Source organism: Pseudoalteromonas sp. N1230-9 (assembly GCF_032716425.1).
In the GTDB taxonomy this organism is placed as follows: domain Bacteria; phylum Pseudomonadota; class Gammaproteobacteria; order Enterobacterales; family Alteromonadaceae; genus Pseudoalteromonas.
The window spans coordinates 2246676-2268939 of sequence record NZ_CP090419.1 but is presented as its reverse complement, the minus strand read 5'-3'; the positions used below and the strand labels follow the sequence as shown (position 1 = coordinate 2268939).

Below are 22264 nucleotides of genomic sequence, written 5' to 3'. Positions count from 1 at the left end.
CATATCGACCCTGATTAATTAGTATTTTTAGTGTATACCAAGCTTTAGAATAAATCGACAGCGGCTTTAAAAAGCTGTTTATGTACATTAACTAAACGTTCGGTGTTACGTTGATAGCCGCCACCTAATGCTGCAAAAATAGGAATGTTATATGCCTTGGCTTGGCTTAAAACAAAATGGTCGCGTTGATAAACACCCGATAAACTTACCGAAAAATGGCCTAATTCGTCATCACTAAAAATATCTGCACCTGCGTTGTATAAGATAATATCGGGTTGATGCAGTCTAGTTGTAAGCTCAAAGGCTTGTTGTACAGCTTTTAGGTAGTCACTATCTTTCGTGCCATGCTCAAGAGAAAAGTCGTAATTAGAGCACTGCTTTATGCGAGGAAAATTTTGTTCGCAATGAATAGAGCAACTAATAATCTGCTCGTGTTGATTAATAATCTCGGCAGTGCCGTCACCTTGATGTACATCACAATCAAAAATAAGTACGGTGTCAGCTTGTTCAGTTTGTATAAGGTGTGCGGCGGCAATCGCTAAGTCATTAAAAATGCAAAAACCACTGCCATGATCACTAAATGCATGATGATAACCACCACTTAAGTTAAATGCTGCACCATGCTTTAAAGCATATTCAGCGCCTTGAATCGCTGCTCCCACTGAATATAAACTACGCTCAACAAGTGATTCAGACCAAGGAAAGCCCATTTTTTTAATGGCTTTTGGTGCAAGTGTACCTGCGAGAAATGCATCTATGTAATGCTGATCGTGGCACAGGGCTAAGTGTTCTTTATTTGCTTGCTTGGGTGTTATAAAAAAATCGTCATCAATAAAGTGATTTAGCTGCTCTTTTAACAATTGGTATTTTTGAATCGGAAAGCGGTGTCGCTCTGGTAAATCAAGTGCAGAGTAGCTAGGGTGGTAGTAGTACATTATTTGAGTTGCTGTTTTTCGACTTGCTGTATTTTATCTTCAGTGGCCGAAATGGCTTTTCGGCACCTGCCAAGCCTTGCATGAAGAGCTAATATTTCTTTGTTTATTTCACTCGCTTGGGCAGTATTAGCAGCATCGAGTTTTAATTTTCTTTCTTCAATCATTAACACCAATCTGCGCTCGAACTCATGATTTTGTTTCAGTTCATCATACAGCTCATGCGATGATTGCATAATCTTTTTTACTGCTTGTTTAAAAATATGCTGTTTTGGTTTTGCTTTATAAGTGAATTTATTCTCTTTTGCCCACACAGGCGTTGATTTCATGACATTAAATACCGCCTGCACCTGTTGAGTTATGCGCTCTAGTGCATATTGATAGGCATGACGATGTTCAGCGGGTGGTAAAGTGGCAAGCTCTTCTTCTATCTCAATGACATAATCGACGAGTTTCATACTCTTTGTCGAAAAGACCCCCTTATCAAACAAACTTGGTTGCGCTTGCATATAACGGTTTTTAGCAAAAAAGTGGCCGTTATCAAATTGTTCAGCTTGGTGCTTAAGCCTAGCAATTTGTTCATGTAGTTTGTTTAAAGCAGGTGAGTTCATTTATAGGTAGGCCTCATAAATTAACTTTAAAGCTAAAATGATTACCACAGTATTAAAAACAGGGCGAATCATTTTACTGCCGAATTTTATTGCAGAATGAGCGCCAATCCACGCACCTAACATAAGAAAAAAGCCCATCGTGATACCAAGTAAAAAGTTAACATGGCCCAGTGCGACAAAGGTGATCAACGAGATAAAATTCGAAACAAAGTTCATTGATCGAGCAAGGCCGCAGTTTAGCAACAAGCTCATTTTATAAAGTAAGCTGTTTGACGCGGTCCAAAAAGTACCTGTGCCTGGGCCTGCTAGGCCATCAAAAAAGCCTAGTCCTAAGCCTTGTATCCATTGTTTAAGTTTTGTTTTTGCATCGAGTTTAGGCAGTTCATTATGCTCTGTCGTGCTTAAACTACCAAAGAGGCTGTAGCATGCGACTAAGATAATAACGATAGGAAGTAACTTGTTTAAAAAGTCGATACTAAGGTAATCAACGATTAAGGTACCTAACAGCGCACCTATGGCTGTGGCCATAATGGAAGCGGCCCAAAACCTAGGGTTAAATAGCTTTTTGCGAAAGTAAGTAACACTTGCAGTTAGTGAGCCAAAACTCGCAGCTAACTTATTGGTACCTAGGGTTAGATGAGGAGGAAGGCCTGCGGTCAAAAGTGCAGGTACTGTTAGCATACCGCCACCACCTGCAATTGCATCAATAAAGCCTGCGGCTAAGGCAACAGCGCAAAGTAGTGCCCATGTGGTTGGATCTAAAGCTAATTCAAACATTAATAATCAATTTGTCTTTTAAAGGGTGGCAAGGTATCAAGCATGGCTTTGCCATACCGCTTGGTCACTAAACGGCGATCAAGTATGGTAATGCGACCTTGATCATTTTCTTTGCGCAGCAGTCTACCACAGCTTTGTACTAATTTCTTCGCTGCATCAGGAACAGTGATCGATAAAAAAGGATTGCCTCCTTTACTTTGTACAAATTCCGCTTGGGCTTCTTCAATTGGTGACGTGGGCACTGCAAATGGGATTTTTGTGATTACTAAGTTTTCGAGGTACTTGCCAGGCAGATCAAGCCCCTCTGAGAGACTTTGTGTGCCAAATAAGTAACTAGCGCGACCTAGATCAACATTCGCTTTGTGTTTTTTGAGTAAGGCTTCACGTGACATCTCGCCTTGTACGAGCACATCAATACCTTTACTGCGTAGCACCTTTACAACGTGATCCATCTGCCAATATGAAGCAAATAGGACTAAGTTAGCTTTTTTATCATCTAGGAATTTGGGTAATTGCTCAGCGAGATGATCACTAAACGATTTATCTGTGGGTTCAATATGGCTGCTTGGAATATGCAACGTCGCCTGTTTTGGGTAGTCAAATGGTGAAGGCACTTTGATGTATTTTACGCCTTCTTCTTTTGCAAGCCCGCATTCGTAAGCAAAATGATCAAATGAACCAAGCGCCGTTAGTGTGGCTGAACAGAGCACTGCACCTGCACATTGGTTCCATAATTTATCTTTTAGGTAATAACCGACTTCAATAGGACAATCGCTGAGTAAATGATCATGATGGTTCTTATACTCTAGGCGTTTTATCCACCGTGCATGGGGAATACCTTCGCCTTTTGTGGCATAACTAAACCATAATTTGTTCAGTAACTCTAAGCGATTAATATACTGACCGCTTTCAGCCAAAATAGGATCGGCTACGTAAGGTTTTATATCACCATCACTGACATCTTGTACCAAGGTGTCATGCATTTTGTTAAGAGCGCGTAGAGCATCTAAAGTGGCATCGCTGATATCTTTTGCTTTGGCATGTAAAGAGGCTGGGATTTCACCGTGCTCAAAACGATAGGTATCGTCACTGTTGTAGTTAAAATCTGCATTATCAAGAATATCACGCACCACTTTTAAATTCTTTGCGGCATCATTGATACTGTCACTGAGCTTGAAGTTTTGTCCAATGGCTTTTTGACCTACCAATACATTTGCCATTTTCCCAGCGAATTTAACCAGCTTATCAAGCCAATCTATAGTGCCTTTAATCGTTGCAGCAGCAGATGAAAAATCTCGGGTGATGTGGGCTAAGTGATGTGCTTCATCAATAACATAAATAGTGTCATCAGGCTCAGGGAGAATTTTACCGCCGCCAAGGTCTAAATCAGCGAGCAATAAAGAATGGTTAATGACGAGCACGTCCATTTGCATAAGACGCTGACGTGCCATGTGAAAAGGGCATAATTGATGAGCACGCATCTGCCGTTGGCATGAGTGTTTATCACAAGCAATTAAGTTCCACACTTTATCAGGAATTGTATCAGCCCAGCTATCGCGGTCGCCTTGCCATTGTTTTTTAGAGTAAGCATCATAAAGTTGCTTTAAACACTTGGTTTCCATATCAGATAATGGAGATGACAGTGTCGGCATAAACTCCATTTGTGTCTGGCTATCACCATTGACTGCAGCACTAAGCTTTTGTGCGCAAATATAGCGTTGACGACCTTTAACCAAGTCAAATTTTATATCTAGCCCTGAGTGTTCTTTAAAAAATGGCAGTTCTTTATTAATGAGCTGTTCTTGAAGGGCGACTGTTGCGGTTGAAATAACCAGCTTTTTCTTTTTTGCCATTGCCAGAGGGATGGCTCCCAAGCAATAGGCAAGTGATTTACCTGTGCCAGTACCCGCTTCTATAACGCAGATACGTTGCGATTTGTGGTATTCGCCAGCCAAGGTTTTAGCGATTTCTGCTACTAAATAATTTTGACTGCTACGAGGGCGATAATCAGTTAGGTTATCAGCAACATGCTTATGAATTTGCCTAATTGTTTTTTTTAAAGAGTCAGAAAGCATGTCCAGATAACCTAAAGTATGTATATAATTACAGTAATGAATTTTAGAGATTTAACGCGGTAACTACAAGCAACTTGTGGTTAATTTTGTCGCTCAGCGTTTGCTTTACTCTTATTTAGGCTAAAAGGTTTTTACATGCAGCTTACTTCTGGCTTTATTCTTTCTACACAATGTTTTGATAATGCCAAAGGTATATCTATCGTAATATGGATCTTGTCAGAGCAAGGGCCTGTTAAACTTATTAGTTCGCCGCAAAAGGCTGTATTTTTTGTTCGTGAGCAAGATCTGAACACTGTCAACCGCCTTTTTAATGAGTACCAAATTCACTGTGAAATTAAACATATATCGTTAAAAACATTTCAACAACACCCTGTTGTAGCCTGTCATTTTTCGTCCTTAAAACATTACTATAAAGCAGCGAAACAACTTAAAGCCCACTTTGTGAATGTCTATGAAGACGATATTAGGCCGGTAGATCGCTTTTTGATGGAGCGTTTTATAAAAGGTGCGGTGTGGGCAAAGGGGCGCGTCGTACAATCTTCACCGCTTCGCGTGTTAACAGATGTTAAGTTTAAACAAAATAATGATTTCACACCTCAGTTTACAAGTCTCTCATTAGATATTGAGTGCAGTGGGGACGGAGTCTTATTTTCTGTTGGTTTAGTGGGGGACAATGTCGATACTGTTTTAATGATAGGTGAGCCGCTTGATACATCAGAGCGTGATTTTGATATTCAATGGTGTGTTGATGAAATAGACCTGCTTACTAAGCTATGTGAACAAATTCAAACAGTTGACCCTGATGTTATTATTGGTTGGAATGTTTATCAAGATGAGTACTTTTTAAGTTCATTTGTTGACTTATATTTATTACCTACTAAAGTCAACATAAATCGCCTACGTATATTTTCTTATGTGGAAAAAGCTCAAAATTACTGGAATTAATAGCCCAATTGGTCTGATCGATACATACTTTTTGATTCGTGACGATAAGTCTTTTGGTGAAGAGCATTTCCATGTTCCTGCTTGCCTTTTTTTATTGCTCGGTTCTTCTAAAGGGCAAAAGCTCAGTACACAGAAATCTAGAGCTAGTGATCTGGCTTTGTTTTTAAACACTCTCGAATTCCCAGAAAACCTTCACGAAAAGGTTTCTCTAGATTGGCGACGGCTGACAGATGCAGAGCGCGCTGGCTACTTGTCTTTTTTAAAAGTTGAGCGTGGTAATTCTGATGCCACTATACAGCGGGCAGCCTCAACGCTCAGTGCATTCTACAAATTCTCACTAGAGCGATTACCAGTTTTAGAATCATATACAGATTTCTCTTTTTATTTTAATAAAGGTGTATCAGTAACGGAGTACCGTTCAGGATCAATTACTCCAAGAAGAGTGAAATCACAATACATAGATAGATTGCTTTTTGATGAAATCGAAAATAACGTCACAAGTAAGTCAGCTTTTATTCGAATGAGGAATCTTATCGGGATTCGTCTTGGTAGGAATAGTGGTCTCAGAGCCCACGAAGTAACTCTTAAAGGAAATTTTACAACTAGGGGGTTACGAGCTCTAATTTCTGAGATGCATGTCCGAGGTGAATCGGAGATAGAAATGGATATTCGTTCGGAAAAGGGGAATAAAGAGAGGCCTATAGTGATAAAACAAAAGGATATTGTGTTTATAAAGCGTTTTTTGAATGGTCCTCGCAGTAAGCTTCCGGAAGGAGAACTTCTGTGTCGTAGCGATGGACTTGCTTTTTCTAGCGAGAGCACGCCAGCAACTAGTTGGTTCAAACAGGCACGGAATAAGGCAATGCCATCATTGCTGGCTAACTACGGTGACTATTGCACAAACCCCAAGCGAAAGTTCATTCTTGCGAAGAAATGCCTTAAAGGCATCAGCTTTCATTCAGGAAGGCATAGTTATGCAACTGACTTAGTTGGAGAGGCATACGAGGATGGTACAGATCCAAAAGAGCTTTTATTAGTCCGTCTCGGTCATGTTGATAAAAAAACCTTGGCTGCTTATATTACGGTTGATGCACTCACATCTGGTCGTAGGACAAATAGATCAGATCTTGATATCTCAATGGAAGATGTAAGTGAAAGATAAAAGTTGGTTAGCCGCCTATGCTTTGGGTGACGTAACACCAATTAATAGTGATCCAACATTTGCAATATTTACAGCTTCTAACTCTAAGAGACATAATCCTTCTTACCATACACTCCGTATACCTAATCGACTCGAGAGTGATCCTTTGTGTCTGGCTATAGTAGCTTACTGCAAGTCGGAGCCTTTCCTTAGTCAAGCTAGTATCACTCGGAAAGGGAAGTACCAATGTTTCATAAAGTTATTCAATTTTCTTGATGAAAAGTTTGGAGAAGAAGGAGAATGTGATTTAACAGCACTCCACCCAGACTGGACCAGCTATTTAAAGAAACGAAAAGTGTCTATTCAGGGTGATGTTGCCACTGTAAATACAGCGCTGAAATGGTATTTGGCAACAGAAAAAGGCAATAAGCGAGCTACAATGGCACATGCTCGAGTAAATGCAACCCAGAAGAGAGTTCCTAAAATTTCTCGCCAATCATCAGCCACTCGAAAAGCATTATCAGAACTGAGTAAATTAGAGTATGACGATCAAACACTTGTAAAATCATTACGTATGTTTTGTGTTGTCATGCTTAAAATCTTAAGAGAACAAAGAAGTTACCTTCTTTCAAATGCTGAGGTTAAAGAGGCAAGAGCCAATATTAACAAATTAACAGGAGCGACTGCTAAGCAAGTTAGGCATGGCTATATAAGAAGTGTAAAAGCTGATGTTGTAGAGGCGTTTATAAGACCGCTATGGAATGCTATAAGTTCATCTGACAACCCATTGCTAATAGAACGTTTATTATTGAATTGTCCTCTCTCTCGTCGACTTATACAAAATAGCAAAGGTACTTTTACGCTAGAAGAGCAAAAGGAACTTATGAAATTGCATCTAACAAGAAACGGCTTCTTGAGGCGAGATCGGAACTATCTACTTCATAAAGCGAAAAAGGGAAAAGTTGTAAGCTCAGCAAGTTTTGACAGGTGTTCATATGAATCACTAGACAAACCAATTCAAGCAGAAAAGGTTTTGATTTCATGGCTTCTTGCAAGTGAACGAATACAATTATCAGGCCAAATTGAACTAAAGGTTGGAGATTATTATATTTCAGGAGAAACAGGATCTTGGGACTTTGGCAAGAATAGATCCACAGCTACAGAGTATACTTCGCAAATGTATAGTAAAGGCTCAGCAGTACATAATGCATATAAAGAATACATTGCTTTGGCTAGCACTGATAATGAAATTAAGAGCTTAGCAGGAGTAAATCCTCAACCAACTCAACTAAGATTAACATTTGAACGATGCTCCCATTTAGATCCGATTCTATCTGTAGCATTAAAAGGGTCATATTTAAGAAGTTGGCTCTTAAAAAAATACCCAATCACGAAGCCATTTATTGAGCTTATAACAGATATATGCACCCAAAATGATATTTGGTATCTCGAGAAAGATAAAGGGCAAACTAAAGGAAGTACAGAGTTAGCCTTAAGATCTTTAGGACTTTCATATGTGGCTCAGTCTGTTGCAATTATTAACGATAAGCGTGGAGTTCGGGAAAAGCAAAGTGCGTATGAGATGTTTAGTCAATCTGAAGTGAATGCTGCCTTGAATGCTCATACATCAGATGTGAGGCAGAATATCTATATTAATAGAAGTGAGGCACTGACAAGAATCAACGAACGTAAGTGGTTTTCAGAGATAGTCAGTGAAGAGATGATCAAAGATGCTCAGAACCTGATTGCAGTTCTATCAAACTCTAAAACCAAAGTCGTTTCTTTGTCAGAGGCCAGAAACGTGCTTGGCCTTAAAGGCTTTCAAAAAGAATCTGAAGATATGGTAGCTTTTTCTGAGTTGCTTAAAGAGTGCGAGAAACACGAAACTGAGGTAGGTTGTTTTGGTGATATAAAAACAGGATCAGAAAAGTTAATAGTTGAGCTTCCAATAACAGCTGCTTTAATGCTGTCATATCAAGCAGAAATAAAGAAAAAACTTCAAGAGCAAATAGTTATATCCAATCGCCAAAAAGCTTACTATCTATCTCGATATATCTATATCGATGGAATTTTAAATAGCTTTGAGCCGCATACAGTTAAGGCTGGCATTGAGCTTATGAAGTGCTTTGATATCCCTGCACCACCTATCTTTGTGGAGAAGTTATGAGAGCCAAGAATCTCGAGGGGATCAGTCCTTCACTGTTTGAAAAGAATGCCAACAAACTTCCTAATAATCTGGGTGATCCAGCTTGGTACATCCATGATGAGGATAAACTGATACGCAGAATTGATTTTTCGGAGTGGGAGTGTAGTGACGATAAAACTATTTGGGCGCAATCATTTATTTTAAGGCGTGCTGATGGATATGTTAACAATGACCAAAAAATTGTAGTTAGTGATCAAGGTACTTGGAACCCTATTATCAATAAGTTGAGAGATCTCTGTGAATATTGGGAGTTGAATCATTCCCGCATCCCTTTGTCACGGTGGACTGAGACCGATGTTGTCTCTTTCCTGAAATACGTCATGCTATATGTCGATGATGAGGGTGATATATGTGTGCGACACCATGGGCAGGAAGAAGGGTATAGGCATATATTGTATCGAAGTCATCAGTACTTCATGGATGCATCAATTGTAGATGGCTTACGCGTAGAAGTAAGTAAACGTTTTTCTGAGAGTCTACTTGAGCCTTATTTGTCTAAATCTGGTGTGAGTTTAGGCGCTTGGCTTAAAGGCGGTAGTTTCGGATCTATTCCTATCGAAAATGGCATGGTTGTATTAGCAAATGCAATAGAACTTATCGAATCTCCCCATGCAAATGCGGCTAGAGCATATTTCAAATTCATTAGAGATAATCATGATATAAGCGCAGCAAACGTGTTATCTTCAAAAGATAACTTGTTTGTAGAAAATAGAATACATAACTCAGATCGAAGGAATTTTAAAGCGCTCTCAGCAAAGAGAACTGAATTGAAATTAATTTTAGAGAAAGAGTTAGCTGGAGAATCTGTCGATTTTTTTAGGCAAGGAGCTTTTAGTGCTTTCGTTGCAGATCTATATGCAGCAGCTACATACATCCTTTTGGTTTTAAGCGGCTTTCGTATCAGTGAGTGGACGACATTTAATACAAAAGATTTTATTTACCACAAAGATGGGACATGGGAGTTTCGAAATCAGATCCATAAAACGAATTATTCTATAAAAGCTCCTAGATTTCTTCATGGTATGACAGCTTTTGCCTTGAATACGTTAATAGAATGCTCATACGTTGATAAAGTCTCAGAAAATGCTCCTGTATTTCTTAGATCTTTTAGATGTAGCCATTTATGTACTTTCGGAAAACGAGCAACTCTTTCCGATTTGTTGAAGGTTGGCATTTGGGGGGAGCATCCTGAACAGACTATTAGAGGAGCATTTCAAAAGTTTTACAGTAAAGTTATAAACCAACACCCAGAATTGGCCAGTATTCATAGTGAAACTAGTCCTCATCAGGCTAGGCATCTTTGGGCTGAATATTGTATACGTAGATTTGATGGCGCTGTTATAGAGCGGATTTCAGAGCATTTCCGGCACCGATTGTCTGATAACTTTATAAGAGCATACTATGAGAAGGCTCTTAGAGAACGCGAACGCGATGCTATTGAAAACTCTTATATCGAAGAAATTTTACGTAGTATCGGAGGAAGTGATGAATCAATGATTAGATTATACGGACCAGCTGCAAAGCGTGCTCGGATGGAGCTGAATAAGGCCAGCGTGATCTCCCCAGACGACTTTGAACTAACTATAGCAAACCTCTCTGAGAGTATTATTATTACTGTTGATGAGTGGGGCTACTGTCTACTCAGGAAAGGGGAGGAGCAATACGCAAAATGTTTCAATAAAGATTTAGGAACAACAATGGTCGAAGAGCTACGCTCTTTTGAGGTCTGTGCTAGCTGTATTCATAGTTGCAATACAAAATTACAAAGAGTAGGGATTGAACGTTCGTTAATAGCGCATGAGGAGTTCATAGAGGCTCTACCTGTAGAACTTTCACGCTTAGCTGATGCAAGTAGAAAGCATATAAGGGTTGGTGAAAGTCGGTTAAAGGAAATGGACAATGAGTAGACTTTTAAATTATAAGAAAACGGCTAGCTCCTCTCTCCATGAACCAGAATGGATTACCAATGCAACTGTACTCCAGAGAAGGCTTTATTTAGAAGCTAAAAAACAGTTCGAAGCAAAGAAAGCTGAAATACTAGCTGGGAAAGCTTCCGATGGGAAATGTCGTAAGATTGTTGCTTCTCAAGTCGCTTTGGCAGCTGGGTGTGACAAAAGTAATATTAGTGAGCGAAAAAACCCAGATCTCCATAAGTGGATTAAAGACCGTACGGAAGAGCTAATTGCTTTAGCTCAAGAAAAGCTTCGCTCTAGAGCTTCCCGAAAGAAAACAGCAGAGGAGGTACGTAAAGAAAATGCATTAATCAGACATCAGATAATGGAGTATAGAAATCATGATTACGCTAAGATTGCCGAGGCTTTGCTAAGTAGTACATTAACTGAGTCTCATAAAAACATATCAGCGGAACTTGCTGAGTTACGACGTGAGAATCAAACTCTACAAAATCAAGTTGCTGAATTACGTGAAACTAATAAGCAACTAATAAAATCAATCAATATCTCACCTCAGAAGCATAATTAATAACCGTATTGTTCAGCCCAGAATGTGTCAATGTTCTATAGTTTGCTTACTTCAGCCCTGTATTGAACTTGGCTAAGTTACTATGTCTCTGATTTTTACGCTTTGCTAGCATTAGCTTGTGTTCAGGAATATCTAGTTAAAACATGATTTATTTGACAAGATATAAACGATGCTATTTCAATTTACTAATGTGTAGTAGCTCATATCTGATCTTACAATTTCGATGAATAAGTTTGGACTTCATCTGACAGACAGCTATGAGCGAACAACGCTCATTCACTCGTAATTTTCGATTAATTGCGTAAGTATAACAAGCTCTTCTCCTTCAAGAATGTTAGGTTCAGCAGCGTCCTAAAGCTCATCTACACGCTTGAGTGCATTTTCTAAGTCTTGTTTTGAGTTGATTGATTTTATCGATGTGATAGCCATATCTAACTTATCTTCGGAAAGATCAGAATAAATTACTCAAAATCTGCGGGGTTAAGTTCTTCTACACGACATAAATAGCCGTGAGCTTTAATTTGTTCATCATTTAAAGATTGATCTAAAAACTTTTCAAGCTTAATCGAGCGTTTATCTTTCATAAGTGTACATAGCAGAATGTCACCAATTTTTAATTTGTTTTCTTCATTGAGATCATCATCAGGGGGCAAAGGAATTGCCCCGTTTTTACCAACAGTAACAATCATAATTTAACCTATGTTTATAGCGTGTCGATTCAGCGTTTAGCTTTTATTATACTTCAATTTCTTGAACTTCTCCTTTTGGCAAGCTTGAGACTGTCAGGTTTGGTTAAGATCTGAAAATTAAACCTGACAGATCAAGTTAAGACTTATACAACTAATGAAAGTTTTGATTGACTAGATGCTTCCTGTTGGACGATGTTTTGAATTTTTATTTTTTTCAAGTTGATTTAAAAGCTTCAGCTTTTCTTCTTGAGATAACTGATCGAATAACATAACAAGCTTGGCCATATCATCATTTTCACAAAAGAAATAGTTTAGTGGAACATGTAGTTCTTCAGCTATTCGCTTTAAAGTTTGCAAATCTGGTGTATGTCTGCCTTTTTCATAATGGTTCATACGCCCACTCGCAGAGCTCGGTTCCAGACCAATTTTAATTCCCAAGTCTCTTTGAGAAATTTTTGCTCTTGTCCTAGCTTCTTTAAGCCGAACCGGAAGGGGGTTAATAAAATCCAAAGGTTAATCATAATAAAAAGCTGGTACTTAGATTCTCTAAGTTTTACTCTATCATGTATACTTAGGAATCCTAAGCAACTATCGAGGAATATAATTGTGAGTAAGACTTACTCAGATGAAATAAAGTTATCAGCGACAAGAAGGGTATTGTCCGAAGGAGAGCGGGTTGCAGATGTTGCTAAAGATTTGAACATAGGTCAGAGCACTTTGTATCATTGGATACAATTAGCGAAGCAACTAGAAAACTCGAAATATAGCTTGATTGTTAATTCACTTGAAAAACGTCTAGAAGAGTTATCAAGAGAGCGAGATATTTTGATTAAAGCTGCATCAATATTTGCTAAAGAGCTTCACTAATATATTTGATTAGAAGCGTGAGCAAAGGCTATGGGATTGGTTTGAATGAACTAGTTTGCTTTGTTTTCACGTGCTTAATTGAATAAGTATTAACTTGAACTGTCACAGTTGATTTTTTGAATGAAATATAATTGCGAATAGTTGCTTTGTGGCATAAACGGACCGGACTTTCAGGCGTAATTTTTTCTACCTACTACGAGTTACAACTTTTCAATTGCGTATTTGAATAGTCATCCACTGACTTTATTCTTTAGTAGCATTGACGAATAGGTTGAATTGTAATGCAGTATGAAATAGCAAATAAAATTTTTTTTTGAGAAGCTAAGTCCTAAAATGGTAATTAAGTTCGGTAAATTTGAGAATATCACTTAATCTATAACCAATTATGCAATAACATACTTTCCTAACCTAAAATTAAAAACACGATATTAAACTCAAGGGACTGGCGATGAGCTTACACACGAACCTAAGAGGTCGACTTAGAAATACTTCTTTGCCAAGAAATCATGGATTGATGCCAGTGTTTGAGGCGGTTGTTAACTCTATTCACTCTATTGAAGAAAAAGGCAACATAGACCAAGGCAAAATAACTCTAACCATAATTCGTGAACCACAAGGGGAGATGGATATTGGTGGGTCTTGTGCGCCTATTCTTGGATTTAAAGTCGTAGACAATGGTTGTGGTTTCAACGACATAAATTTTAACTCCTTCCAGACCTTAGACTCTGACCACAAGATAGATAAAGGGTGTCGTGGTGTTGGCCGCTTATTGTGGCTTAAGGTATTTGACCAAGTAAGTGTATCTAGTGTCTTTTCTGAACAAGAAAGTTTTAGCCACCGTGAGTTCGCTTTTAACAGTAGTAACGGTGTGCATGGCAATAAGGTTTCACCATCAAAGCAGGAGCAAACTGGCTCTGTAGTATCACTTAATAATTTTGATAAAGCGTATAGAAAAGCTGTCCCATCAGGTACTGAAACAATTGCTAATGCACTGCTAGAACACTGTCTATGGTATTTTGTTCGTGAAGGTGGTGTACCTCAGATCTTTGTTGAAGATGGTTTAGAAACCGTCAACCTATATCAGTTGTTTGATGATCACATGCACTCACAGGCAGCACATGAACAGATTGAAATTCTTGGAGAGATGTTTGAGCTTACACATATCAAGTTCAGGGCTTCGGTTAATAAGAAGCACCAACTATCTCTATGTGCTGCGAATCGCTTAGTAAAAGAAGAGGGTATTCAAGGCAAACTTCCGGGCCTATATCAGAAGATTTCTGATGACTCTGGAGAGTTTATATATACTTGTTACGTATCGTCTAAGTTCTTAGATGACAACGTTCGGGCAGAACGAACATCATTTGAAATAGCGGAAAGCTTTGATGGTCTTTTTGCTAACCAAGAGCTTTCACTAAAGGTTATTCGTGAAGATGTTCTTAAGAGAGCACAAGCTTACCTAAAAGATGTCTTAGAAGAGAATATCTCAGCGGGTAAGCGTAGGATCGATGAGTATATCGTGACTCAAGCTCCTCGTTATCGTCCAATTACTAACTACATTGAAGAAAAAGACTTGATTATTGATCCTGATAAGTCTGATAAAGATGTTGAGTTGCATCTTCATGAGCAATGGTATGCAGTAGAGCGTCAGTTGCTATTCGAAGGCCAGCATATCATGACCCCAAAATGCAATGAGCAAGCTGAAGAGTATGAAGAACGTATCCAGAGCTATTTACAAAAAGTAGAAGACTTGAAAAAGTCTGACCTAGCCAATTACGTATCTCATCGTAAAGTTATCATCGATTTACTAGAAAAGTCTATCGAGCGTACTTCTGAGGGTAAATATGCTAAGGAAGAAATCATCCATGAGCTAATCATGCCTATGAGAAAAGAGTCAAGTGAAGTCTTCCTAGACTCTTGCAACCTATGGCTAGTTGATGAGCGTCTGGCATTCCACAATTATCTAGCATCCGATAAACCACTCTCTGCTATGCCTATTGTCGATACTGGCAGCGCTAAAGAACCTGATTTACTGGCCATGAACATCTATGATAATCCAATGTTAGTGTCGAATAATAAGTCTATGCCGCTTGCTTCAATTACGGTGGTCGAGATAAAACGACCTATGCGTAATGATGCTAAGGCAGGAGAAGATAAAGATCCTATTGAGCAGGCACTTGGCTACCTAGAGAGAGTGAGAGATGGTGAAACGAAAACACCGCAAGGTCGTCCTATTCCACATGCTAGTGACATTCCAGGTTATTGCTATGTGATTGCTGACCTCACATCATCTTTGCTTAAGAGATGTAAGATGCTAGATTTGCAAGTAACTCATGACCATCTAGGCTACTTCGGTTACAACAAGGGCTTTAAAGCATATATCGAAGTTATTTCGTTTGATCGCTTAGTTAACTTGGCGAAAGAACGAAATAACGCATTCTTCGACAAGCTTGGCTTACCAATGAGTTAACAAGCCCTCTAGCAGAAAGTGGACAGTTTATCCTAGTTAGTTGTATTTTAATAAACTAGTTTCCAGATGAGCCCAATTACAAATAATTGTCGACTGACAATAAGCAACTAAGCCATAGCTTCTCTATTAAATGTAAAATACTGTAATAGTAATTAGTTAGGATAAATGTTAAAAGTTTACAATGTATTACAGCTAGGAATCTCAGGGTAGGAAAACTACCCAGCGGCTAGTTGGTTAATATTGTTAAACGTCATAATAGTAAGGAGATGATTATGACAAATGAAGAACTATGTTTAAGTATAGCAACTGTTATCTCAAACTACCGCAATGGTGAGTTTGGTGAATATGATAAGGCTCATGTATGGCGGTGGGTAGAGCAATTTGATGTAGATGAAAGGCAAATAGTACTACAAGAAACGAATCGAATTTTAAAGAAAAACTTCATCTCTAGAGAGTCATTCAACAAATTGGTTGATGCGATTATATCTTCACAAGTTGTTTATGGTGAGAATAAAGATAATTATTGGAATTCTGTTTCACTATTGGAAATTCAGCGCAAAGGAAGCAGCCAAAAAGAACTGAATGATATATTTTGCTCCAAGCTGAGTGAAGTATACAACATAGATAATATAATTAACTGCGAATCAAGAGAATATCTATATATTGATGATTTCATATTTTCAGGCGGGAGAGTCTATAGTGATTTGAGCTTCTGGCTTAGAGAGACAATGCCTAATGAGTGTAGAATATGTATCGTAACTATTGGCTGGTACCTATATGGTCAATACAGTTTAAAAAAACGACTAGAAGCCCTGATCTCTTTACTGGGGATAAACGTTGAGCTTGAATTTTGCTCATTTACAAATCGTCGACTTGAAAATAGACTTTTTCGTAAGGATTTTTCTGAGGTCTTTTGGCCGACATCTTGTGTCGAAGAGATTCCAGAAGTTGTAAATTATATTGAAGAACACGGTTATGATCCTCAATACAGGGTTGAAAATGGTATTAAAAATAGTGTTTTTTCAAGACCTAGAAGAGAGGAGTATGAAAAAATACTTCTGAAACACGGTTTGAAAATCCTTGGCTTTTCAAAGAACAATAGTCGGGTAGTTAAGCCGCTCGGCTATCATCAGTTTAATGAATTTGGGTTTGGTTCAACCATATTTAGTTTTAGAAACTGTCCAAATAATAACCCTCTAGTTTTTTGGTGGGGAGATCCTGAAGCACCTGATTGGCATCCTTTCAGTAAATGGTACCCTTTGTTGCAAAGAGATACTTACGGGGATTGAGATGAAGAATCATCAGATGAAGCAATACGATATTAGAAACGTAGTCGCATTTAAGAAAACAACTGAAAAATGGGGAGAGTTATCTAATATGTGTGCAGGCTTTTCTGTTGTGGTGAACAATATCCCAGTCAGAAGTGTAGAGGCATTGTATCAGGCTTGTCGCTTTCCAGACTTGCCTGATGTTCAGCGGAAAATTTTAGAGCAAAGTAGTCCTATGACGGCAAAAATGGTAGGAAAGCCTCACATAGCCGAAACGCGTAAAGATTGGGATCAAGTCAGAGTCTTGATTATGAAGTGGGTTCTTCGCGTAAAGCTAGCTCAAAATTGGGACGCCTTTGCGAAAGTTTTACTTGAAACTGCTGATAAAGAAATTGTAGAACTATCTAATAAAGACCCTTTTTGGGGGGCTAAGCCATTAGAGGGGAGTATATTTTTAGGCGTAAATGCTCTTGGGAGGCTTTTAATGGAACTAAGAGAGCATATTAAAGCTAATAATAAAGAAAATTTTATGTCAGTGGCTCCGCTTAAAATAGATAATTTTAAGTTATATGGCAAAAGCATTAGCTTTGTCTATGAAGCTGATAAAAAGAAAATTGAGCCACCTCAGTCGAATATGTTTGATATTTGATAATGCGTTTTAGAGTGTTTCCCAACACATGGTATTTTTCATTCTATCGTTGGCTTTGTGTTTACGATAGTTTGGCCAAATTTTGTGGTAGCGTTGCTTACAACTTAATGCAGCGTTACCACCGCCCGCTTTTGGGACAGAGCCGTCTTCGGTTCTAACTTTCCATAGACGGGTTATAAATTTAACGCGCCTTTGCCCCAAAATGATTTAGAGTTAAGGTCTCAATAGAGCGAATAGCAAACAGTTACGGCCTATATCATGCGCAATGCAAGGTGTGATCCAGCCAAACGTGCCTCGGCTTGTTAGGATAAAATTTGTCACAAATTAAATAGTATATCTCGTAGCCTGTTCAATATCCCTGCTTTTTGCAGTGTACTCTGAGAGCCAATGTATTCGTTCATTTGGCCAACCAATTCCTCGTCATTAACAAATTCGTCATCTACGCCGAACTCATGAAAGTAGCGGTTTAGCTTACAAACACCAATGGTAAATGCACCTTTTGTGCTTCTGTCGATATATACACGACCTTTTTTCAAGATGTGCTCATCATAATTATCAAACAATGGATGGACTATTTTGAAAGCGCCTGAAGATCTCGGGTAGCTCTTAACGTTATTGGAAAACGTATCAACTGCTTCATTCATAACCTCTTGATTTCTTTTTATCTCATTGCAATCAGCACAGATAACACAAAGGTTTTTTGGTTCAAACATAAAAGATAAATACAAAGACTTGGGAGCTATATGCTCAACATGAGCGTTGCTGGCAGATCTTAGAGATACATCATCTTTACAATAAGCGCAAACTCCTCTTTGTTCGTCTCTGTAAAAATTTCTAATTTTACTGCGAATAGGCATTAATTCGTTTGCACTCCAGTCCAAATGAGAGAAAGTAGCTAATCGAAGTTTATCTTCGATGAGTGCGTTATCATCTCCGCTGAAACAAATTGTATTATTAATAAGAGGCATAGTGTTTAACTATCTCCTCTACCGATTTAACAAGTTCTAAGGTTGGATCATTTTGGCTAATTGCGTTACATAATACTAATAATTTATCTAGTTCCTTAACCTCATTCTCACCAGCCGCTTTCCTACTCTTTATTTTGGATAGTAGAGAAAATGCCAGCCTAGTTATATATTCATTTCTTGAGCCCGGGGCATCAAAAAGTTCTGCTAACTGAAAATCAGAAGATCTATCATTGAAATACGACGATGGGAATATTTCGTTCTTTGTTAACGAAGTGACAAAACAATTTTTCCCTTCTAACTGAGAAACTATCTGAGGCGAATGTGTTGCAATAAAGAACTGACATGATCGATATTGAGAAAATGTTCTGATTAATAAAGACATAAACTCTTCTTGCCACTTTGGATGCAGACTAATCTCAGGCTCATCTATAAATATTAATGAAGAATCATTTATATGCCCCGCAATACCCAGCATCATAACCAGCATACATTGTTCTCCAGAGCTGGCGCGACGCAAAGACATATCGCCATACTCTCTCTTATGTAACTTCATATCCATAAGACGAATCAAATCATAATTTAGAAGAATGTTAATAGACTCTAAAAATTCAATATTGTGAAAGACTTCCTTATTAATACTAAATGCTTCACCATGATCAAAATCTATATCAACTGATATCGCTTTTTCATAAACAAAAAGAGGGCGCAAATCAATTAATGCCTTTCTTATTCTGTAGACATCCTTTTCATTTAATTCGTTTAAACCTTCCAAGGCTCTCGGTCCAACTTCGATATAAAGATCCTTTAACCATTCAATTTCGAAGCTATTTCTTTCTGAAATTGTTCTATCTAATTTAATTGAGTTCACATTAAATCTGAAATTCGGTTTAAATATGAGTCGCGCCTCAGGAAGAAACCCTAAAGTGTGGAATACATCTTTTAGCCTGCCATAACCTTCATTTTTGAGAAACCTTTCCATTATACCCTTTGTGGCAGAGGAAATTAGCGAAATCGATGAGATCCCATAGGGTCCGCCAGATCTCATGCCAATATATCTATAATTTGTTCTAACAACAGATTCTTTGATTCGATTCTTTGGTGGCAACTTAAATTTATCAAATGGGCTTGTTGATACAGCAATGACACGACGTTCGTTTCTGCTATGTAAATCAAAGTTATAGAGGTCTTCATAACCTTGAGGCGATTTGTTAGTTGTCACAAACTCACTAACCATGTTTGATAGCAAACGACTTTTACCCACACCATTCTTTCCTACGATGACAGTAAAAGTGTTCTCATAGTAATCGCTCTCATACGGGATAGTTAAGGGAACCATCCTTTTCTCGTGCTTGAACTCCGTTATTGGAGAAATATCCATTGTATTCTTCCTCATCGCTAAATGTATGAATCACATAGGGTGCTAACGTAATAGTATTTATGGGATTCGTTATTTGTGTCACATAACCCCTTGTTGAACTGAGGTGTTACCTGCACGTAGCTTGGTGTAGTTTATGCAATAGGAATTTGCTTTTTTAATCCTAAGGGGGCAAGTGGGTGATTTGCTCAATCCTTAACCTACTTTTCGCTTCCTAGCATCGCTCAGTCGTTTTTTTTTAGTTTATATTACAGCGAATTCAGGGGTTGTAGGCAACCTTTTTTTAACCGCGCAGCACGTCCCTTCTCAATCCTTACAATTAGGATAACCTATTGAATTTAAGAAGCTCGTTAATGCAGCTAACTCAGTCGGATATCAACCGTTGCATCTTCTTGATAGTGCCTGAAAACTTGTAAATGGACAGCTAAAAATGAAGCAAGCAAATAGCTGCAATCCGCTCGATTAAGCCCCTAACCATGAAATACTTTTGGACAAAAATTAGTCATGGCCGAAAGGGGGGCGCAGTGTCAATAGTGGACCTTGAAGCGTTGATGCTGTCAATTTTCGATAAAGCCATTAAGGTAGAGCTTTTGTGATAACTTTGCCTATTCCCACCGTGGCATACGACGTCTGGAGGTGACTATTGTAGAGTCTGGAAACAGTTTTCAAGGGGTATAACTAACCCGATAGCACTCCTGAGAAGCGACTTCAACGTTGCTCTTATTACGGTCCCTAAGGTGGTCGTTTTTGATCCAGTAACCGATATTCGATAACATGCCTGTGTTTTGTCAGTTGAAAGTTTGCAATGTAAGCCCCATCTAATCTTTGGGCATTTAGGGAGGGATCTGCTGTGCATATCGAGAGAATAAATCTACAGAACTTTAGAAGTTTCGGGCCAGAGGGGCAGAGCATAGCTGTCGATCCGGATCTAACCACTTTGGTTGGAGCTAATGGCACTGGGAAAACGGTCTTAATGCAGGCCTTGCAGCGCATGTTCGGCATATCAAATGAACAACGGACGATTCGCCGCCAGGATTTTCATATTCCCTCTTTGGAAGAAGAAACACCCAGTAAGCGGACTCTCACGCTTGAAGCCATTGTCGCTTTTCCTGAACTGGATGATGAAGATGAAGACCACTCTGTGATACCAGACTTCTTTCACCATATGAGCGTGACTGATGAGGGCGGCAAGCTGAAATGCCGTTTGCGTTTGGATGCGGAATGGGAAGATGATGGTTCAATAGATGGGTACATTACGAGCCAGTTTCGCGCGGTTACGACATGGGGTGAGCCAGAAGATGCGGATTTTCACAATGTGCGCCCAGCGGATCGTTCTCGAATCCAATTAATTTACGTACCTGCCACACGATGTGCAGTTTCCCAGGTATCAGCCTTTCTGAAAGGTCGGCTTTGGAAAGCTATTAACTGGTCAGAGAAAGTACGGTCATCTTTTATTCAAAAGGCTACAGAGCTGAATGAATCCTTTGAGGGTGAAAATGCGATTAGTACCGTTACTGTAAAGCTCACAGGCCGTTGGCAGGAGCTGCATTCTGCCGGCACTGATAGTACACCGAAGTTTCGTCCAGTCGACCTACGTTTTGAAGAATTTGTTCGTAAGGTAGAGGTACTGCTGCACCCTGATGAAAGTGGTCGCGATCGGAGCATTGATGAGCTAAGTGATGGCCAAAGTTCGTTGTTTCACATCGCCATGACTTCAGCCACTCTTGATGTTGAAACCGAGATCTTAGCTCAACCAGAGAGTGAAGATTTTCTAGGTGCAGACTTGCCATTGCCCTCATTGACTATTTTGGCACTTGAGGAGCCGGAGAATAACCTAGCCCCATACTATCTATCTCGAATTATAAGCCAGATCAGCAGCCTAGTGAATGGCTTAAGAGCTCAAGCCGTACTATCTAGCCATTCGCCGAGTATTCTCGCCAGGATCCAACCAACGCAAGTAAGACACTTCAGGCTAGCAACAGAATCAAACACTACAGTTGTTCGTCGACTGACTTTACCTGATGAAGAGAATGAAGCTGCAAAGTACATCCAGCAGGCGGTGAGAGCCTATCCAGAGTTGTATTTCGCTAAGGTCGTAGTTCTCGGGGAGGGGGCTTCCGAGGAGGTAATTCTTCCTGCTATATCAGAAGCGATGGGAATACCAATTGATAAGTGTTTTGTCGCTATGGTTCCATTGGGGGGCCGACATGTAAACCACATGTGGCGTTTGCTTACAGATTTACAGATCCCCTTTATCACGTTACTCGATCTGGATTGGGGGCGGCACGGCGGTGGCTGGGGAAGGATTAAGAACGCAGTCGCCAAGTTAATAGAGTATGGAATACCGGCTGAAAATATTTTTACTCAGGGAGTGCATCCTGACGGGGTATCTGAAAATTTGGCTGAGTTTGATACTTTCGGTCGTGATGATTATGCATTCATGAGTCGTTGGGTTAGCTATCTTCGTCAGCCCCGTTTTAACCTATACTTCTCCAGCCCATTAGACATTGATTTTTCGATGCTAAAAGCATTTCCCGAACAATATCGGATTGCTCCCGACGAAAGCTCTACTGGGCCATCTAGTCGTGGAGAGCCAGGTGATGCCGTCATGGGCGACGAGGGAAACCCTGAATTTTATGCTGATGACCTGCTTAATCTGCGCTGGTACAGATACCTGTTCTTAGGAAGAGGTAAGCCTAGCACGCACATCCGAGTGCTTGGAACTATTTCGCCAGAACAGTTGGCCCAGAATGCACCAGAAGAACTGAGAGCTTTAGTTCAGTCTATTCACGCAGCTCTTCAAAGCTAGGAGG

The 22264-nt window shown here is 39.3% G+C and carries 18 protein-coding genes; 10 read left to right on the top strand and 8 right to left on the bottom strand.

Annotation, left to right across the window (positions count from 1 at the left end):
- Positions 1-44: 44 nt before the first annotated feature.
- The 4 genes from LY624_RS10520 to dinG are packed head-to-tail and all read right to left on the bottom strand — an operon-like array spanning position 45 to position 4395.
- Entirely contained in the window at positions 45-938 is an 894-nt protein-coding gene (locus LY624_RS10520) for a histone deacetylase family protein (RefSeq protein ID WP_341804404.1), read from the bottom strand.
- Positions 935-1543 carry a primosomal replication protein gene (locus tag LY624_RS10515; protein ID WP_237118284.1) on the bottom strand — a complete coding sequence of 203 codons (609 nt, stop codon included), beginning with the start codon at positions 1541-1543 and terminating at the stop codon, positions 935-937. The genes LY624_RS10520 and LY624_RS10515 overlap by 4 nt, the downstream gene beginning before the upstream one ends.
- Positions 1544-2320: a TSUP family transporter gene (locus LY624_RS10510; RefSeq protein WP_062569995.1), complete on the bottom strand. Its 777-nt coding sequence runs from the start codon at positions 2318-2320 to the stop codon at positions 1544-1546.
- Positions 2320-4395, bottom strand: coding sequence for an ATP-dependent DNA helicase DinG (dinG, locus tag LY624_RS10505; protein WP_341802951.1), 2076 nt, complete (start codon positions 4393-4395; stop codon positions 2320-2322). Before dinG ends, LY624_RS10510 begins: the two co-directional genes overlap by 1 nt.
- Positions 4396-4530: 135 nt before the next feature.
- Between dinG and LY624_RS10500 the strand changes: the two genes are divergently transcribed.
- The 5 genes from LY624_RS10500 to LY624_RS10480 are packed head-to-tail and all read left to right on the top strand — an operon-like array spanning position 4531 to position 11168.
- The gene (locus LY624_RS10500) at positions 4531-5340 is read left to right on the top strand and encodes a 3'-5' exonuclease (protein ID WP_341802950.1); all 810 of its coding nucleotides are present in this window, start codon (positions 4531-4533) and stop codon (positions 5338-5340) included.
- Positions 5309-6502, top strand: coding sequence for a site-specific integrase (locus LY624_RS10495; RefSeq protein WP_341802949.1), 1194 nt, complete (start codon positions 5309-5311; stop codon positions 6500-6502). Before LY624_RS10500 ends, LY624_RS10495 begins: the two co-directional genes overlap by 32 nt.
- Positions 6492-8648, top strand: coding sequence for a hypothetical protein (locus LY624_RS10490; RefSeq protein ID WP_341802948.1), 2157 nt, complete (start codon positions 6492-6494; stop codon positions 8646-8648). The genes LY624_RS10495 and LY624_RS10490 overlap by 11 nt, the downstream gene beginning before the upstream one ends.
- On the top strand, positions 8645-10594 hold the full coding sequence (locus LY624_RS10485; RefSeq protein WP_341802947.1) for a hypothetical protein: 1950 nt from the start codon (positions 8645-8647) through the stop codon (positions 10592-10594). Before LY624_RS10490 ends, LY624_RS10485 begins: the two co-directional genes overlap by 4 nt.
- Positions 10587-11168, top strand: coding sequence for a hypothetical protein (locus LY624_RS10480; protein WP_341802946.1), 582 nt, complete (start codon positions 10587-10589; stop codon positions 11166-11168). Before LY624_RS10485 ends, LY624_RS10480 begins: the two co-directional genes overlap by 8 nt.
- Before the next feature lie 461 nt (positions 11169-11629).
- On the opposite strand, the gene LY624_RS10475 is transcribed toward LY624_RS10480, so the two are convergent.
- Together LY624_RS10475 and LY624_RS10470 are read right to left on the bottom strand one after the other, a co-directional pair.
- Complete coding sequence (locus LY624_RS10475; protein WP_341802945.1) at positions 11630-11857, bottom strand: hypothetical protein; 228 nt, start codon at positions 11855-11857, stop codon at positions 11630-11632.
- Between the two features lie 171 nt (positions 11858-12028).
- Positions 12029-12367 (bottom strand): helix-turn-helix domain-containing protein, encoded by a 339-nt coding sequence (locus tag LY624_RS10470; RefSeq protein ID WP_341802944.1) that lies wholly within the window; start codon positions 12365-12367, stop codon positions 12029-12031.
- A 96-nt stretch (positions 12368-12463) separates the two neighbouring features.
- Here LY624_RS10470 and LY624_RS10465 point away from each other — a divergent pair, with 96 nt between their 5' ends.
- From LY624_RS10465 to LY624_RS10450, 4 genes are all read left to right on the top strand, one after another.
- Positions 12464-12724 carry a transposase gene (locus LY624_RS10465; protein ID WP_341802943.1) on the top strand — a complete coding sequence of 87 codons (261 nt, stop codon included), beginning with the start codon at positions 12464-12466 and terminating at the stop codon, positions 12722-12724.
- 448 nt (positions 12725-13172) lie between these two features.
- A complete protein-coding gene (locus LY624_RS10460) occupies positions 13173-15191 on the top strand; it encodes an ATP-binding protein (RefSeq protein WP_341802942.1) in 2019 nt (672 codons plus the stop codon).
- A 272-nt stretch (positions 15192-15463) separates the two neighbouring features.
- Complete coding sequence (locus LY624_RS10455; protein ID WP_341802941.1) at positions 15464-16480, top strand: phosphoribosyltransferase-like protein; 1017 nt, start codon at positions 15464-15466, stop codon at positions 16478-16480.
- A gap of 16 nt (positions 16481-16496) precedes the next feature.
- Positions 16497-17108 carry an NADAR family protein gene (locus tag LY624_RS10450; protein ID WP_341802940.1) on the top strand — a complete coding sequence of 204 codons (612 nt, stop codon included), beginning with the start codon at positions 16497-16499 and terminating at the stop codon, positions 17106-17108.
- A gap of 317 nt (positions 17109-17425) precedes the next feature.
- Here LY624_RS10450 and LY624_RS10445 read toward each other — a convergent pair whose 3' ends face one another.
- Positions 17426-18076, bottom strand: coding sequence for an HNH endonuclease (locus tag LY624_RS10445; protein ID WP_341802939.1), 651 nt, complete (start codon positions 18074-18076; stop codon positions 17426-17428).
- Positions 18063-19454 carry an AAA family ATPase gene (locus LY624_RS10440; RefSeq protein WP_341802938.1) on the bottom strand — a complete coding sequence of 464 codons (1392 nt, stop codon included), beginning with the start codon at positions 19452-19454 and terminating at the stop codon, positions 18063-18065. The genes LY624_RS10445 and LY624_RS10440 overlap by 14 nt, the downstream gene beginning before the upstream one ends.
- A gap of 847 nt (positions 19455-20301) precedes the next feature.
- Here LY624_RS10440 and LY624_RS10435 point away from each other — a divergent pair.
- Entirely contained in the window at positions 20302-22260 is a 1959-nt protein-coding gene (locus LY624_RS10435; RefSeq protein WP_341802937.1) for an ATP-dependent nuclease, read from the top strand.
- Positions 22261-22264: the final 4 nt, after the last annotated feature.

Bases quoted from the DNA above. Each gene is read 5' to 3' on its own strand.
- LY624_RS10460 (WP_341802942.1), top strand. From the start codon at position 13,173: ATGAGCTTACACACGAACCTAAGAGGTCGACTTAGAAATACTTCTTTG.
- dinG (WP_341802951.1), bottom strand. From the start codon at position 4,395: ATGCTTTCTGACTCTTTAAAAAAAACAATTAGGCAAATTCATAAGCAT.
- LY624_RS10480 (WP_341802946.1), top strand. From the start codon at position 10,587: ATGAGTAGACTTTTAAATTATAAGAAAACGGCTAGCTCCTCTCTCCAT.
- LY624_RS10445 (WP_341802939.1), bottom strand. From the start codon at position 18,076: ATGCCTCTTATTAATAATACAATTTGTTTCAGCGGAGATGATAACGCA.
- LY624_RS10440 (WP_341802938.1), bottom strand. From the start codon at position 19,454: ATGGATATTTCTCCAATAACGGAGTTCAAGCACGAGAAAAGGATGGTT.
- LY624_RS10495 (WP_341802949.1), top strand. From the start codon at position 5,309: ATGTGGAAAAAGCTCAAAATTACTGGAATTAATAGCCCAATTGGTCTG.
- LY624_RS10475 (WP_341802945.1), bottom strand. From the start codon at position 11,857: ATGATTGTTACTGTTGGTAAAAACGGGGCAATTCCTTTGCCCCCTGAT.
- LY624_RS10450 (WP_341802940.1), top strand. From the start codon at position 16,497: ATGAAGCAATACGATATTAGAAACGTAGTCGCATTTAAGAAAACAACT.
- LY624_RS10515 (WP_237118284.1), bottom strand. From the start codon at position 1,543: ATGAACTCACCTGCTTTAAACAAACTACATGAACAAATTGCTAGGCTT.
- LY624_RS10500 (WP_341802950.1), top strand. From the start codon at position 4,531: ATGCAGCTTACTTCTGGCTTTATTCTTTCTACACAATGTTTTGATAAT.
- LY624_RS10485 (WP_341802947.1), top strand. From the start codon at position 8,645: ATGAGAGCCAAGAATCTCGAGGGGATCAGTCCTTCACTGTTTGAAAAG.
- LY624_RS10510 (WP_062569995.1), bottom strand. From the start codon at position 2,320: ATGTTTGAATTAGCTTTAGATCCAACCACATGGGCACTACTTTGCGCT.
- LY624_RS10455 (WP_341802941.1), top strand. From the start codon at position 15,464: ATGACAAATGAAGAACTATGTTTAAGTATAGCAACTGTTATCTCAAAC.